Genomic DNA, 15,324 nt, shown 5'->3' with positions numbered 1-15,324 from the left:
GGCGTGGAGATGCTTGGGCATGGAACCGAATCCCAGGCAGGGTATTGAATCGGACTATGTATCCGAGTTCCGCATGTCGGCTGTAGATGGCACCCTCAACATCAGCAAAAGGCGCACACGGCGCAGAGGCTCAGAATCTATCCCTACATATCCGCTGCCGGGGTTTCGGTCCTTCCATCTCTGCACATTGACAGACCATTTACCGGTGGGCGGGGATTGGCTCTTCGAGATGAAGTTCGACGGCTATCGTGCCCAAGTCGCCATCTCGGGCTCGAAGGTCGTCGTCTATACCCGCAATGGCCACGACTGGACCCGACAATTCAAGGTCATCCTGCCACCGCTTCAGAGACTGACCAAAGGCGCGGTGCTGATCGATGGTGAGATCGTCGCCATCGACAGCCAGGGCCGCACGAACTTCTCCCTGCTGAAAACCGGCATTGCCGCGGGTCTGCCGCTCAAGTTCTACGCCTTCGATCTGCTTGAATTCAACGGCGAAGATCTGTCGAACCAGCCGCTCCTTGCGCGCAAGGAGCGACTTGAGTCCCTGCTGGGCGCTCGCTCACCTGACGATTGCCTGCAATTCTCCAGCCACATCGTCGACCAGGGTAAAAGGGTGTTTGACGCCATGTGCGAGGGCGGCCACGAAGGTGTCATCGCCAAACGCGCCGATAGCTCCTACGTCGGCGACCGCACCTGGAGTTGGCTCAAGATCAAGTGCACGAAGCGACAGGAATTCGTTGTCGGCGGCTATCGCCCAAGTGACACAGGACATGGCATGGCCTCGCTTATCCTCGGCACTTACGACAGTGGCAAGCTCATCTATCGCGGCCGCGTCGGCACTGGATTCACCGAGGCCATGCGCAAGGACATCCTGGCGAAGCTCGAGAAACGCCGTGTTGAGAAACCGGCTTTCGCATCCGTTCCGAGAGACATTGCCCGCCGTGCCCGGTGGGTGAAGCCAGAGTTGGTCGCTGAAGTCACCTATGCCGAAGTGACCCCGAACGGCAGCTTGCGACATCCAAGCTTTGAGGGCATGCGCGGAGACAAGCGAGCCGACCAGGTGGTGATGGAAATGCCGAAGACGCCGGCAACTCTTGGCTCCGCCAATCTGGATCCGGGAATCGGCAAGGAGATCGCCGCTGCTGTCGGCGTCAAGCTGACGCATCCGGACAAGGTCATGTATCCGGGGACCAGGGTGACCAAGGCCACGCTCGCCGCCTACTACGCCGTGGTCGCCGAGAAGATGCTGTCGCACATCCAGGATCGGCCGCTGTCGCTGGTGCGCGATACCGACGGCGACCTTCAGCAGACCTTTTTTCAGAAGCATAAACTGCCAGGCATGCCCAAGGCCATTCATGACGGCCAGTTGGCGAAGATGTCCGGTAAGGAAAGCCGCATCCTTTGGGTCGGCGACCTGGCGGGGCTGATCGCGGGCGTCCAGATGAACGTGCTCGAATTCCACATTTGGGGAAGCCTGCGCCAGCAGCCAAATCTGCCGCACCGTATGATCTTCGACATCGATCCCGATGAGGGTCTGGGCTTCAATGCCGTCAAGCAGGCAGCCCTCGACATTCGGGGCATTCTGGAAGCGCTTGGACTGCAGTCATGGCCGTTGCTGTCCGGCGGCAAGGGCGTGCACGTGGTCGTGCCGCTCGTCCCGGAGGCAGACTGGGACGAGGTCAAGAGCTTCTGCCAAGACTTCGCCGAACTACTGGCCCGTACAGATCCGTCGCGCTTCGTCGCCAACATGAGCAAGGCGAAGCGCAAGGGCCGAATGTTTGTCGATTACCTGCGCAACGGCCAGGGCTCCACTGCTATCTGTCCCTGGTCGACTCGGGCACGCGCGGGGGCGTCGTGCGCGGTGCCGGTCAGTTGGGAGGAGTTGCCCACCTGCGAAAGCGCCAACGGTTTCGATGTTTTCGCGGCCGCCGCGCGGGCTCAGCTACCCGAAGCCTGGGAGGGTTATTTCGACGTCGAACAAACGCTTACCGACCGCATCCGCCACGCAGTCCGGTAGCAAGATGGTCAGCGACATTTGCCTTTTTGGCGCCCGACCGCCTTTGCCCAAATCGAGAGCTTCCTCCCTTCTGAGAGGACCCCCCGCAACGCCGTCTAGAGTGAGAGTACGGACCGGGTTGCCGTGACGGGTTGAGAGCTGGAGGAGGGCCTCCGGCGCCCGTCGCGGAGAACCGCGATGTCCAGACACTACGCTCGCGCCGGCGCCGACCGGGCAAGCCTCTATGACGAAATCACCAACAAGATCATCGCCGAGCTGGAGGCTGGGCGCTTTCCCTGGGTGCAGCCCTGGGGCACGACGGCGACGAAAGCTTCTCTGGCTATGCCGGCCAACGCCGCGACCGGCCGCGCCTATTCCGGGATCAATGTGCTGATCCTGTGGGGTGCGGTCGTCGAGCAGGGGTTTCCCGTCCAAAGCTGGCTGACTTTCCGCCAGGCGCTATCGCTGGGCGGTCATGTCCGCAAGGGCGAACACGGCACCACCGTAGTCTATGCCGACCGCTTCATCCCTGACGATGAGAAGAATCGCGCACGAGAAACCGGCGAACCAGCACAGGCGATACCGTTCCTGAAACGCTTTAGCGTGTTCAACGTCGGGCAATGCGAAAATCTGCCCGACGATCTGGCCGTGGCTCCGCCTGAACCAGAGCCTGGACAAATCGAGCCGGCCGTCGACGCACTGATCAAGGCGACCGGCATCGATTTCCGCATCGGTGGCGATCGCGCCTATTATGTGCCTGCGCATGACTATGTTCGGGTGCCGCCGCCGCAGGCCTATTTCGAGACCATCGACTGGCACCGCACCGCCCTGCACGAGCTCGGGCATGCGACCGGCCATGCCTCCCGCGTCGGCCGTGACCTCAGCGGCGCCTTCGGCACCAAGAAATATGCTTTCGAGGAACTGGTCGCCGAGATGAACGCAGCCTTTTGCTGCGCCTCGCTTGGCATCGTGCCAACCGTGCGCCACGCCGATTACCTGGCCTCCTGGCTCGAGGTCCTGCGCGAAGACAACCGCGCCATCGTTCGTGCCGCCTCCCAGGCCAGCAAGGCGGCCGACTGGCTGCTTGCCTTCCTGCCGCAACCTGACGGTGCGGCCAGGTCAGGCCCGGCCGACGTCGATGAGGCCGAGATCGACAGGAGGGCGGCATGATCCTCCTCACCGCCGAACTTCGTGAACGCCTGCTCGCCAATGGCCGCGAGCGCAACGCCGATCACGCACCGGTCGTGAAGTTCTTCAATCCGCTCGGCGAAGGAACCTGGCTCGCAACGGAGCTGGGTGCCGATGGCGACGCCATGTTCGGTCTCGCCGATCTCGGCTATCCCGAGTTGGGCAGTTTCTCACTCCTCGAGATGACGTCGGTCCGGCTGCCCTTCGGCATGGGCATCGAGCGCGACATTCTCTTTGCCACCGACCTGCCGATTTCGGCCTGGGCACAAGCCGCCCGCCGGGCCGGAAGCATTCGCAACGCCGAACGCGTCCTCTACCTGGCCGCCCAGTCTGGTCGGGAGGGCGCGTGAGATCTCAGCTTGAAATCCGCAAGGCCGCAGATGCGCAAAGCGTGTCTGCGGCCTTGTGTCCCTTCAGATCCGAGTGCAGCGCACTCCTCAGAGTAAGAGGGCTGCGCCTTCCTTTGTGACGGGTTTGGAGGTCGAGAGAGTCTCGGCCGCCCGTCGCGGAGATAGTCCACATGGTTACGCCCAAGCAGAAGATCACCCTCAACGCCTCGCGTGACATCCCCTTCAACAAGCTTATGCTGAGCCAGTCCAATGTCCGGCGCATCAAGCGCGGGGAAACGATCGAGGACCTTGCCGCCTCGATCGCCCGGCGTGGCCTGCTCCAGAGCCTCAACGTCCGGCCAGTGTTGGATGGCGAGGGCAACGAGACCGGCATGTTTGAGGTGCCGGCTGGCGGGCGCCGCTATCGCGCGCTGGAACTGCTGGTCAAGCAGAAGCGCATGATCAAGACCGAGCCAGTTCCCTGCGTCGTCACCAACGCCAACAGTGAGGTCCCGATCGAGGAGGATTCACTTGCCGAGAATTTTCAGCGCGAAGATTTACATCCGTTGGACATGTTTCGCGCCTTCCAGACCCTGCACGACCAAGGCGCCAGCCACGAGGAAATTGCGGCACGCTTCTTCGTGTCCGCTACCTTTGTCCAGCAGCGCCTGCGACTCGCAAAAGTTTCGCCCAAGCTGCACGAGGTCTACGAGCAGGAGGGCATGCAGCTCGAGCAGCTCATGGCCTTTACCGTGAACCGTCGTGTAGGCCGTCACGACGCTGTTGAGCCGCCGCTGTGCCGTGCTCTTCGAAATGGCCAGAAACAGCCCGAATGCCGTACCCAGGCAGCCGCTGACAAGAGCCAGGCTTATGGTCACCGTGAGTGCGACAACAAACTGAGTAGTAAAACCACCCATGGGGCGCATTCCTCGACTCGCAATACCGCGAGATACGACGGTCCTTGTCACTCAGACCAAGTCGTATAACCCAAGGTTGCGAATTGTTATATTGATAATTGAGAGTTAATCCAGATATTGCCCAATTCTAAACGCTTGAAATTACACACTCAATCTATAATTTTTATTATTTTATCTATAACGCACCGTTATATACTGAGGCGGTTCGTTGCTCCCCAGGTTGGCGGTATCTGCTTCCCGGGTGGGCGTTATCAGGGAAAGGAGCGCAGGGATGGAGTTGCTGCAGAGCGACCTGAAGCTCCGTCAACTGAAGGTGTTCCGGGAAGTGTTGCGGGCCGGCTCGACAAGGCGAGCAGCGGTTGCGCTCGGGATAAGCCAGCCCGCCGTCAGTCAACATGTGAAGCAACTCGAGACCGCGCTCGGCATCACACTCTTCAAGAGATCAGCCAACCGGATCGTCCCCTTGCAGGAGGCCTGGGAACTCCTGCGAAACGTGGAACTCGCCCTGACGTCCCTGGATCGGCTGGAAGCATCGATCTTCGCGATGAAGAACGAGGAAAAGCAGCGGATCGCGATTGCCGCTCCTTCTGTTTTCGGCTTCGTGACCTTGCCCAAGGTCGTGGCGATTATCCACGCAAAGACGGCTTCGAATGTCCGATCGCTATCGGGAAGCTACGAGCAGATCGGCGAGCACGTCCTGGCCGGGCGGGCAGATCTCGGTATCTCGAGGTTGCCCTTGGATCCGAGTCTGTTTGAGTGGGCGCCGCTTGGGTCGGCCCGAAATGTATGCATCTTTCACCCCGACCACCGCTTTTCAAAACAGACCTGTATCGAGGCGCACGACCTGGCAGGCGAAACGATCGTCGATATCGATCCCCAGTTCGCCGCCCACCAAATGAACTTCAACGCGTTGCGCTTCGCCGGCGTCGAGCCGGATATACTGGTGGAGTTCGATTGCAACGGTCACGAAGCCGGATACGTTTCGGCTGGCCTAGGCATTTCGATAACCAATGAGATCATTGCGCGCGAATACGCGGCGTTTCACTTGGGAATAAGGCCAGTGGAGCCGTCCGCGCTCTATCACTACGTGGCGATTTGGCAGAAGGGCAGGACCTTTTCCAACGCATTGAATGTATCGCTCGAAGCGATCATCGCTGCCTTTTGAGCTGAAGGCGCGTGACGCGCGCCTGTTCGACCCCATTGCATGCTTGGTTGAAAAATCGCAACGTCAAATAGAGTTGGCTGGTACTCCGGTTGCTCCGCGCCTGCCGTTCACCTAAATGGCCCTGTCCGTTCTTACGCAAGGTAAGGCTAATCCGCCAAGAACCTGACGCTATCCGGACGCTGGTCCCAGCAGCAGGGGTTGTTACCTCACCGACGAGGTGATCCGAGGGTCCGTATGCGAACCTCCGTCAAGCGTCAGCGCAGCTACAAATAGTGCTGCCGAAATCAGAAATGGAGCCAAGAGGATTGCAGCGCAGGTGGGATTGATCTTTCGCATATGGTGAGCTTGCGCTGCCCATTTTAATCAAACCCAAACAAACATGGTAAATTCGGGCCGTTCCGGCCGCAGCGACATCAACTAAGAATTCATGATGTCATAAGGCGCGAGACCGAAGGCGCGGACGTCGGACAGGGCCTCCCTGACCTCGCGTTTCATCCGTCTATCCCGCAGGCGGCGGTCGTCAACGTCGTTGGGCGGTGATCTGGAGACCAGCGCGGCTCACGGCGAACACGTCGCGCTTTGTCGCGCGGGTCATTGGCGCCATCCTGCTCCAGAAAGATGTTGCTCGCCTTCGCCGCGGTGCTCCATGCAGAACCAGTGCGAGGGCTGACGCGGCTTCGAAAAGCCGAAACCCGCATCCTTGCCGCAGCCGTCGTGCTCGCACGCGTGATTGTCGATGCGTCGTCGATCGCGTGGGGGCGCTGTCATACCTTCGGAAAGTCGTGAGGGTTCGTCGCTCATAACGGGTTGATTGGCCCAACGAGACCTGGATGGTCATTGGGCAACTTAGTGACGGCGCTCGTGTTCACATCACGCCCGACACGGTTGAACTGAAGCTGGCCGTCAATGTCGTGACTTAGAATATCCTTGAGGCTGTCCTGGGGTGTCGCAGGATCTAGCCAGGCGTCATAATAAGCCTGGTCAAGGATGACAGGCTGCCGATCGTGCAATTGCTTCATCGGGTCTGCGGCAGGCTCTGTGATGATGGTGCAGCTTGTTATGTCGAGATTGGAATTGTAGGCCCAGAGGCCGGCAAACGAGAACGGCGTGTGGCCTGGCTGGTAGATGTGCCATGGGTCTTTCTTGCCGTCCGCTGGTGAGATGGTCCATTCATAGAAGCCATCGGCAGGGATCAGGCATCGCTTCGATTTGAAGGCGTCGCGGAAGGCTGGCGCAGTATCGACGCCCTCGATTCTCGCATTGAACATCGCCGCCTTGGGCATCTCTTTTGCCCAGAAGGGAACCAGCCACCAGCGCCCTTCGCGGAGCTTGTGATTACCGTCCTCGCCGGCTGTTACGAATGGAACATCCTGGGTCGGCGCAATGTTGTAGCGTGGCTCGTCATTGCGGCCGATCTCGGCCGGCGCCGTCAGCCGATAGAGCCGGTGGATCTCCGACCACGACAGGTATCTGGTGTAGCGTCCGCACATAATTCTCAGCCCTCGCTAATTCACCGGCCCGCGCGCCAGGTTAGCGTATGCGGTCTTGAATTCGCGTTCGATCTGGCCTTGCACGATGCGGGACAACTCCCTTGCCTCTTCCTCGTTTGGCATGAGGCTGACGATCAGATCGGCAACAATCCAGCCACTCGCATACAAGGCCCCGTCAGGCGTAAGCTTGTTCAAGAGCTTGCATGCCTTCTTGACCGCCTTCTCGATTTCCGGGCGGTCGCGCATAATGTTGGCAGTCAGTTCGTCTTGCCGTTTCTCGGCGGTGTAAAGCACCTCAATCATAATTTCTCTCCTTCGCTGCGACCACGGCTTCCGGCGACTCGTGTCACTCTACCAGTTCAAGGAAAAGGCGATTTTCAGGGACTGCGTCGACCGGCCAATTGGCGCAGCACGCAGCGATTGCCGCTTTGTTTGCATCCATCCAAACGCTCGCCGCGTTGTCCTCATCTTCAGTAGGCTCTTCGTCCGCCGAAAAGCTGGCGTCATCCCAGCCTTCCAACGCGAACATTCCATCGGCGGCCTGCTCGGGCGATATCCCAGCTGCGGCAAAAACAGCTTGCGCGGCTTCAATCCCACGCTGTTTTTCATCGGGCAGGGCGCCCTTGATCGATAAACTGAGCTGCATGCCTCGCGTCCTGTGGCTATCGCGCCGACAGTGAACAAAATGAGAACGATAGAGTCAAGATGGTCTTGACTGGCGAGGAATATGTTCCTCTTTTAGGCATTATGGCGCACGACCCGATCGACACGCTGGGAAAGGCGACCCGGCACAACATGCTTGTGAAGGCCGAGTGCAGTTGCGGCAACGTCCGCTACTGCCGATCGGCCGACCTGATGATGGTCTATGGTGGCGGTGTCGATCCGATGAGGCTGAAATTCGACTGCAGTCGTTGCAAGCCGCAAATCAAAATCACCCTGCTGGAGGTGCATCCCGAACACCTCCCGAAGCGCCTGATGATCCACAAGCCGATGAAAGTCGACGGCAAGATTGTGTGGCACACCGAACGTTTTCGAGGATAGGACATGGTCAGGTCGAAAGGCTCGCAGCAATTATCGCAGGCTGAAATTGAGCGCTTTGTGGCGGCGGCGGAAGCTCTGCACTTGAGCATCATCAAGCCGTTTATATCCCCCCATTGCGATCACTACCGGCAGACGCGCGTCCTGCATGAGGTCTTGTTGAAAGCCGTGCGGGAAGTAACCGGCAAGGAAGTCTCGTTCATCCAGTGGAACGGGACAGGGCCGTCAAAGCCGCTCCATCTGGACTCCAAGCCTTAGGAGTAGCATTCTCCCATCGGGGAGAGAGGGCGTGGGCATACAGGCGCAGAAGGCTTCCAAGCCTATAAGGCGGCGTAGGCGTTCGCTGTTAGAGCAGCGACCGCTAATCCCTGTCTTGCTTTGCGGCGTTGCCGGGGCAAGCTACCTCATACCTCAAACCGAACAGCATGCTCTTCCTACAGTGCACCGTCAGGGCAGCGGCTCTAGTGCGCCAAGCGGCTGCGCCATCAAGGGCAATGTCAGCGTGACAGGCGAGCGCATCTATCACATGCCAGGTCAGCGCTATTACGACGAAACGGTCATCAACCCCGCCAAGGGCGAGCGCTGGTTTTGCTCCCAATGGGACGCTTGGTGGGCGGGGTGGCGGAAGGCGAAGGTCTAAAATGGAGGGGCTCTAAGGTGATAACGTTTCTAGTTCCGAAGGAAGCGCAGGTTGAGAGAAAAACAAGCGGGACGCGTAAATCGCTGATTTTGAGGAGCATCACACAACCGTCGCTGACCATCGTCCTAGAGTCTCATACTCATCATGGAGGCCATGAAGAATTTGACCGGCTGGCCGCCAAGGGGTTTCACATAACGCTGCACGAAAACGGCGAGTAGCTAGCCCTAGCCGTTCTCGCAGCCTATCCCCTCGCCGTCTCGGTCGAGATCGTAGATATCCGTGCCTATGACAGTGACCGGCTCGTGTGCGTATGCGGGACCGTTGCCCTTTCCGGATGAGCAATCGACGTCGCTGGCTATGGGGACGCAGGCCCCCGCGTAGTTAGGGTCGCAGGCTTCCTGTGCATGAGCGCAACCGATGAAGGATGCCATGCCGAGACCGAGCGCGCCAAGACGGCGAAAAACCATCTGTTCCCCCGCCGACATAGTTCTCAGCTTTGAGTGGGTGCGTCAATTCTATGCTTCGAGCCTAAGAAATGGCTGGCGCCAGCTTGGGAGGTGTTGCCTGATCGGCGCCAGCCAGACGGTATCAGGTCCGCCGCAACCCAAGCGATAGCTGATTCTTGACGTAACGTCATACCGTCCCGCGATGGGGCATATAAGCTGGCACTGAAATTGCATCGCTAGTTGTGTTGGGGTTGGGGCACGGGGAAGGCTCGCCGTCTCGCGAATGGGACGGCGAGCCTTTTGCCTTATTTTGCTTTCCGCTTGTCTGGCGCCTTCTTTACCGGCGCCGCCTTCACGCCCAATCCGGCTGCTTTCGCCAGGGCGGATCGCGTCGCGGAGTAGTTCGGAGCCGTCATGGGATAGTCGTGCGGCAGATTCCATTTTGTGCGGTACTCCTCAGGGGAGAGGCCAAAATCTACGTTCAAGTGACGTCTTAGCGACTTGAACCGCTTCCCGTCCTCCAGGCAGATGATGTAGTCCGGAAAAACCGATTTCTTCGGGTTCACCGCGGGGACAAGCTCCGCGGGAGGGTTCCCTGCTGGCTGTCCAATCCCCGACAGGGACGCGTGAACCGCAGCGATCAGCTCGGGCAGACCCGTCACCGGGACCGGGTTATTGGCGACGTAAGCGGAGACTACGTTCGCTGTCAACTCGGCTAATTCGGCTGAATGGTTGTGGGTTTCGTCGGTCATATTCATTCCTTGTGGTGTTCAATTGTACTGGCAATAGGCGTAGCGACCACTACAGAGCAAGCCGCAGCTCCGACGGCACCACAACGTCATAGCTGACCACGCTCTTCCCGACCGCTGCTACTTTGCCAACTATTTGTGCCCATGTGCGCGGAAACGACAGGCTGGCCCGTTTCGTGAGCGAGGCGGCTTATGAATCTGCAGGGGCGGGATTATACGCGATCTGTTCGCAGAGAACGACCTCCGTCGTCAACGTAGGGTCGGCACCGCGACCAACATCACCCCACGGCCCCGGTGACACCTCGGCCAAATCGAGGAGCGCGTCCAGGGCACCGGTCATGTCGCGCACCACCTCCACGGCGTTCCTTCGCAGCACCGTTACGTCAGTTTCCATGCCCCGGTGGCATGCCGATAATGTTGCTCGGCAAAGCCGGACAGGCGCCCCATGTTATGGGCGATGGTCTTGCACAGTTGCATGGCGTCGTCGTGTGCCACGGGGATATTCTCTCCATGGGACTATTTCGGTCTGCAATTGGTGCGGAGCGGCCGCTGTCTCATCGCCTTGACAGGACGCTACGCTCGATAAGACATCTGAGCCGTTCGCGATCGAGAGCCGCGATGTTGCAATTGCCGACGCGGCCTTGGAGCGGTGAGGGGACGTGGTTGCGGATGTGGTTGTTGAAATAGCGCCGTTAGCAAACGCAGACTGAAACTGTGGCAACGGCCTCAAGTAGTACCTCCAAGAACTCGTAGTGCTTCCCGCCCGCTGCCCGCCAGGGTTGCTGACGCCGATCGTGGGCGACGGCCTGTTCGTGCATGGCGGCCTCTTCCGAGCCACAGGTTGCGCAAGAAGCTGCCGGCGACGTCGGTGAGCCGCCGATACGTCGAAGCGATCGAACAGCATCCCCCAGGCCCTGAGCGCCGTCAGCGGTAGTGCCGCAGCGGCACCCGCCGACAGCGACGCCGGGGCCGGTCCGACAATGCGTTCGTCAACCAGTTGCAGCTCGGCTTTCAAACGATGTCTGTTGAAGCCTCGCCGCGATCACATGAAGCTGCTCCGGCCTCAAATGGGTATAGCGGCGTAGCATCTTCCAATCCTTATGCCCGGTGACCATCGCGACCTGCTCGATGGTGAAGCCAGCTTCGAACAGGCGGCTTGTGCCTTCGTGACGCAGGTCGTGGAAGTGCAGGTCCTCGATCTCAAGTTCATGACAGGCACGTCGGAAGGCGGTTCCGGCCGATTTCCCATTGTAGGGGAAGATGCGTCCCTTTCCCTCAGTGGAAAAACGCTGCTCTTCGAGGATCGCGCGGGCGTCGTAACCACTCACATCGAGGAGCGGGATACGCATGTGATTGCCCTTCTTGTGGCGTGGGTCCTTGCGATCTCGTATCAGCAGGGTGTTGTTGCGATCGTTGAGGTCCTCCCAGGTGGCGTTGCAGATTTCCCCGAGCCGCATTGCGGTTGCGATCGCAAAGCGGATGATCTTGTCGACGGGGATAATCTGGAAGTTGTTTCCTCTGAAGTATCGGATCAGGGCCTCTATCTCTTCAAGCGTCGGTCGCCGATCGCGCTCGTTGCCCTTGCCAACAAGACCCAAGCGGGTGAGGGCGACACGACCAAGTTCCACAGGCTCCGCTGAACAAGGCAGTCCATGCACAGCCGCGCCGTGCACCAGCAATGTCCGGATGTATCCGATGTCTATTCCAACGGTGACAGGTCCGGCGCCTTCCTCGGCTCGTTCCTTGCCGAATTTTATGACCTGTTCGCGATTGAGATCCGCGATGTTGAGCCTTCCCAGCCTGGCTCGCAGCAGGTCCAGGCTGAATGCCTTCGAGCGCCCGATCACCTTGCCAACTTCCGTCATATCCGCGATATGCAGGTCGATCAGGTCGGAAACCGTTTTGATCCCGTCCTTGTGCTTGGGAGCAGGCTTCTGACCCAGGTCGATTTCTCGCTCAATTCGGCGCGCCCACATCTCGGCGTCCTTGCGGAGCGAGAAGCTGGTGGTGAGGTAGTGGCCCTTGCAGCGAACCTGCACACGCCACTTGCCGGAAGCCAACTTGTTGATGGATGCCATGGGTGATCTCTTTTTCGTGCACGCTGTGTGCACAGGGAGGAGTACAAAATGCGAAAACAGACGGATATCGTGTCGTACAAACGGCGAACGTGTGCACGTTTTAAGGTCCTGAAAATACGAGAAAAAGTGTGATAAATCAAGCTCATAGGATTTCCGTTGCGCCTATGATGGATTGGACGGATCGGCATTGCCGGTTCTTCCATCGCCAGCTGACCAGCCGTGCGCTGCTTTACACCGAGATGGTGGTGGCCGACGCGGTTATCCATGGCGCGCGCGAGCGGCTGCTTGGCTTCGATGCGGCGGAGCATCCCGTCGCCTTGCAGGTCGGTGGCTCAGATCCCGGAAAACTCGCCGAGGCGGCGCGCATCGGCGAAGCCTTTGGCTATGACGAGATAAACCTCAATGTCGGCTGCCCGTCCGACCGCGTCCAGTCGGGCGCTTTCGGCGCCTGCCTTATGAAAGTGCCTGACCTCGTCGCCGACTGCGTCGCGGCGATGAAAGCGGCGGTGGCGATTCCCGTCACCGTCAAATGCCGCATCGGCGTCGACGAGCAGGATCCCGAGCCGGCGCTCGATACGCTGGCGGACGGTGTTTTCGAGGCTGGCGCCGACGCGCTGTGGGTGCATGCGCGCAAGGCGTGGCTGGAAGGGCTGAGCCCCAAGGAAAACCGCGACATCCCGCCGCTGGACTATGGCCGCGTCTATCGGCTGAAGGCCAGAAAACGAAACGAATTCATTGGCATCAACGGCGGCATCCAGTCGATCGAAGAGGCGCGGGCGCATCTCGACCATGTCGACGGCGCCATGCTTGGCCGCGTCGCCTACCACACGCCTGGCATCCTGGCCGGCGTCGACGCCGCCTTCTACGGCGTCGAGTCCGACGCGTTCGATTTCGCCGCGCTGATCGATGCCATGGCAGAGTACGCGGCCCACCATATCGAACAGGGCGGGCGGCTTGGCCATGTCACCCGCCATATGGTCGGACTGTTCCATGGCTTGCCCGGCGCGCGCCGCTACCGCCAGATCCTGTCCACCGATGCGACCCGGCCCGGTGCCGGACCGGACGTACTGAAAACGGCCTTCGCAGCCGTAGAGTTCGGTGGAGCGGCGGCCGAAGCCGCCTGACGCGTTAGGTCGGGGTCAATCCCTGAGGATCATGCGGTCGCCGCGCACATCGAAGCCCGACAGCGAGCCGATGAAGTTCATGCCAAGCAGGCTCTGGCTGAGCATACCGGGTGCCGCGATCATCACCGGCATGTCCTTGCGCACGATGCCGCCGATCGCCAGTTGATCGGTCTTGACGGCCGCGGCGCGCGCCATGCCGTTGGCGGTTGAGACCGGTATGGTGTAGTTGAGCGCCGCTGGATTGAATCCGGATGCCTGGGCGTCCTCGGACGTCAAAACGGTGCTGGTCGCGCCGGTATCGACAACAGCCCGCACTGGATTGCCGTTGACCAGGATGCGGGCTTCGAAATGGCCATTGTCCGCCTTGTCGAGTGTCACCGTCGCGTGGCCGTCCTCGACGCCCAGAGCCAGCGGGCTGCCGGGAACAAGGCCCGCGGTGACCCGACTGGCGACATCCTGCAGTTCGTAACGATACTGGTAGCCGGCGATCAGCGCGAGCGCGATGGCCGCCCAGGCGCCAAGGTTCCGGGCCATGGCACCCAGGGGCCTGCCCGAGCGAAGCAGGCCGGCGCCGACCAGCGCGCCAAAGGCGCCAAGCCAGATCAGCCGGCCAAAATCGTAATTCTCGACGCCGAGCGTGCTGCCGGCGGAATCGGTGAGCATGAGCAGGACTGCTCCCATCCCAATTGCGGCAATCAGTATCCAGAACAGGCGGTTCATCTGTGTGGTCGCCTCACGAAAGCGCGTCGCGTTCGCGCGTCATACGAGCGCGGCGCGTTTCCCGTCGCGGCCGACGCTCGACCGTTTCCAGACGGGCAGGCAATTCAGCCATGACGGAGCGACGCGTTTCGGGCGTCATGCCGATCCAGGCGCCGATTTCCTCGCGCGTGCGTCCGCAACCGAAACAGAAGCCGGTTTTCATGTCGATCGAACAGACGAGGATGCACGGGGATTCGATGACCGTCATGTCTTTCTCTTGAGGGTTCCATTAGGAATCCCTTGTTGCACCTCCACATGGTGCAACCGCAAAGCCAATGCAAGCCCTCGCAATTACGCCTTTCGCGGCGACCTTTGCGGCAAATGCGTGAGCATGATCCAGGAGGTTGTGCCAACCGCGCAAGGCGGCTATGCCGCTCACCAACTCCAGGGAATGAATGCCGACGACATGACCAGCGCGCTGCCTTTCGATGATTTTCGCAACCTGCTGGCCAATTTGCCGGCGGCCGACACGATTGCCGAGGTCCGTGTTCGAACGCTGTTTGCCAAGGCCGACAAGCCCGTCAATTCGCTTGGTCGCATCGAGGACATTGCCGCCTGGCTCGCGGCCTGGAGCGGGCGGGCTCCGCCCGCCGTGACAAGGCCGTTGATGGCGGTCTTTGCCGGCAACCATGGCGCCACCCGGCATGGCATTTCGCCACGGCCGGTGGCGGCGACGGCCAACGCGGTCGAGCTTTGTGCCGCCGGAGGTGCTGCCATCAACCAGATCTGCATTGCCAATGATCTCGGGCTGAAGGTTTTCGATCTCGCCCTGCACATCCCGACCGCCGACTTCACCGAGGATGCAGCATTGGACGAGCGCGGTTGCGCCGCCACCATGGCCTTTGGCATGGAAGCGATCGCGGGAGGCACCGACCTGCTTTGCCTCGGCGATCTCGGCGTCGGCAACTCCACTGTTGCTGCGGCCCTGTTTGCGGCGCTGTTCGGAGGCAAGGGCGCCGACTGGGTCGGCCCGGGATCCGGCGCCGGTGCGGCGATGCAGGTACGCAAGGCTGAAGTGGTCGATGCGGCACTTGCCTTTCACGGCGGCCATCTCGGTGACCCGTTGGAGGCGCTGCGCCGGGTCGGTGGCCGGGAATTCGCAGCGATCGCCGGCGCCATCCTCGCCGCGCGGATGCAGAAGATACCGGTTCTGCTCGACGGATTTGCGGCAACGGCGGCTGCAGCAGTGCTGCATGCCGCCAACCCCACGGCACTCGACCACTGCCTTCTTGCCAGCGTGTCGTCGGAGCCCGCGCATGCTCGGGCCGCCGAACGCCTCCGTCTTCGCCCGTTGCTCGACCTGGGCATCGGCCATGGTGAGGGAGCAGGGGCCGCTCTTGCCGCAGGCCTGGTCAAGGCAGCGGCGCTGACCAGTTCAGGCATGGCGGCGGCCGTTCGGGGTTAG

Annotated in this window: 16 protein-coding genes and 1 pseudogene; 10 read left to right on the top strand and 7 right to left on the bottom strand. The window is 60.6% G+C overall.

The genetic code is table 11. From position 1 onward, the window contains the following. Positions 1-73: 73 nt before the first annotated feature. The 5 genes and pseudogenes from ligD to AC1D08_RS28830 all read left to right on the top strand — a co-directional run bounded on the left by ligD (position 74) and on the right by AC1D08_RS28830 (position 5,595). Complete coding sequence (gene ligD / locus AC1D08_RS28850) at positions 74-2,017, top strand: DNA ligase D (protein ID WP_477424680.1); 1,944 nt, start codon at positions 74-76, stop codon at positions 2,015-2,017. Between the two features lie 177 nt (positions 2,018-2,194). Further along, entirely contained in the window at positions 2,195-3,166 is a 972-nt protein-coding gene (locus AC1D08_RS28845; protein ID WP_477424640.1) for an ArdC family protein, read from the top strand. Next, on the top strand, positions 3,163-3,534 hold the full coding sequence (locus AC1D08_RS28840) for a DUF2958 domain-containing protein (RefSeq protein ID WP_477424638.1): 372 nt from the start codon (positions 3,163-3,165) through the stop codon (positions 3,532-3,534). Before AC1D08_RS28845 ends, AC1D08_RS28840 begins: the two co-directional genes overlap by 4 nt. Positions 3,535-3,704: 170 nt before the next feature. Beyond that, positions 3,705-4,343 (top strand): annotated as a pseudogene (locus tag AC1D08_RS28835) (ParB/RepB/Spo0J family partition protein); the annotation flags it as partial. Between the two features lie 358 nt (positions 4,344-4,701). Beyond that, positions 4,702-5,595, top strand: a complete 894-nt coding sequence (locus tag AC1D08_RS28830) for a LysR family transcriptional regulator (protein WP_477424636.1) — start codon at positions 4,702-4,704, stop codon at positions 5,593-5,595. A gap of 797 nt (positions 5,596-6,392) precedes the next feature. Here the strand turns inward: AC1D08_RS28830 and AC1D08_RS28825 are convergent. From AC1D08_RS28825 to AC1D08_RS28815, 3 genes are read right to left on the bottom strand one after another with little or no spacing between them, the layout of a single operon-like run. Next, positions 6,393-7,085: an SOS response-associated peptidase gene (locus AC1D08_RS28825; protein ID WP_477424634.1), complete on the bottom strand. Its 693-nt coding sequence runs from the start codon at positions 7,083-7,085 to the stop codon at positions 6,393-6,395. A 15-nt stretch (positions 7,086-7,100) separates the two neighbouring features. Further along, entirely contained in the window at positions 7,101-7,388 is a 288-nt protein-coding gene (locus AC1D08_RS28820) for a hypothetical protein (protein WP_477424632.1), read from the bottom strand. Between the two features lie 43 nt (positions 7,389-7,431). After that, complete coding sequence (locus tag AC1D08_RS28815; RefSeq protein WP_477424630.1) at positions 7,432-7,731, bottom strand: hypothetical protein; 300 nt, start codon at positions 7,729-7,731, stop codon at positions 7,432-7,434. Between the two features lie 59 nt (positions 7,732-7,790). On the opposite strand from AC1D08_RS28815, the gene AC1D08_RS28810 reads away from it, so the two are divergent. The 3 genes from AC1D08_RS28810 to AC1D08_RS28800 are packed head-to-tail and all read left to right on the top strand — an operon-like array spanning position 7,791 to position 8,763. Next, a complete protein-coding gene (locus tag AC1D08_RS28810; RefSeq protein ID WP_477424629.1) occupies positions 7,791-8,126 on the top strand; it encodes a hypothetical protein in 336 nt (111 codons plus the stop codon). Between the two features lie 3 nt (positions 8,127-8,129). Continuing rightward, a complete protein-coding gene (locus AC1D08_RS28805) occupies positions 8,130-8,381 on the top strand; it encodes a hypothetical protein (RefSeq protein WP_477424627.1) in 252 nt (83 codons plus the stop codon). A 31-nt stretch (positions 8,382-8,412) separates the two neighbouring features. Continuing rightward, positions 8,413-8,763 (top strand): sunset domain-containing protein, encoded by a 351-nt coding sequence (locus tag AC1D08_RS28800; RefSeq protein ID WP_477424625.1) that lies wholly within the window; start codon positions 8,413-8,415, stop codon positions 8,761-8,763. 751 nt (positions 8,764-9,514) lie between these two features. Here the strand turns inward: AC1D08_RS28800 and AC1D08_RS28795 are convergent. Further along, a complete protein-coding gene (locus AC1D08_RS28795; RefSeq protein ID WP_477424624.1) occupies positions 9,515-9,961 on the bottom strand; it encodes a Ros/MucR family transcriptional regulator in 447 nt (148 codons plus the stop codon). Between the two features lie 986 nt (positions 9,962-10,947). Further along, the gene (locus tag AC1D08_RS28790; RefSeq protein ID WP_477424622.1) at positions 10,948-12,036 is read right to left on the bottom strand and encodes a site-specific integrase; all 1,089 of its coding nucleotides are present in this window, start codon (positions 12,034-12,036) and stop codon (positions 10,948-10,950) included. A 128-nt stretch (positions 12,037-12,164) separates the two neighbouring features. On the opposite strand from AC1D08_RS28790, the gene dusA reads away from it, so the two are divergent. Then, positions 12,165-13,160 (top strand): tRNA dihydrouridine(20/20a) synthase DusA, encoded by a 996-nt coding sequence (gene dusA, locus AC1D08_RS28785; RefSeq protein WP_477424620.1) that lies wholly within the window; start codon positions 12,165-12,167, stop codon positions 13,158-13,160. Between the two features lie 15 nt (positions 13,161-13,175). On the opposite strand, the gene AC1D08_RS28780 is transcribed toward dusA, so the two are convergent. Next, positions 13,176-13,880: a TIGR02281 family clan AA aspartic protease gene (locus tag AC1D08_RS28780; protein ID WP_457153118.1), complete on the bottom strand. Its 705-nt coding sequence runs from the start codon at positions 13,878-13,880 to the stop codon at positions 13,176-13,178. A 13-nt stretch (positions 13,881-13,893) separates the two neighbouring features. Further along, complete coding sequence (locus tag AC1D08_RS28775) at positions 13,894-14,127, bottom strand: DUF1289 domain-containing protein (RefSeq protein WP_095091520.1); 234 nt, start codon at positions 14,125-14,127, stop codon at positions 13,894-13,896. Between the two features lie 198 nt (positions 14,128-14,325). Here AC1D08_RS28775 and AC1D08_RS28770 point away from each other — a divergent pair, with 198 nt between their 5' ends. Beyond that, on the top strand, positions 14,326-15,324 hold the full coding sequence (locus tag AC1D08_RS28770) for a nicotinate-nucleotide--dimethylbenzimidazole phosphoribosyltransferase (protein ID WP_457153122.1): 999 nt from the start codon (positions 14,326-14,328) through the stop codon (positions 15,322-15,324).

The organism is Mesorhizobium sp. P2_E6 (genome assembly GCF_056403835.1).
Note: the sequence above shows the minus strand (reverse complement) of the source record. Positions and strands in the feature narration are given on the sequence as shown.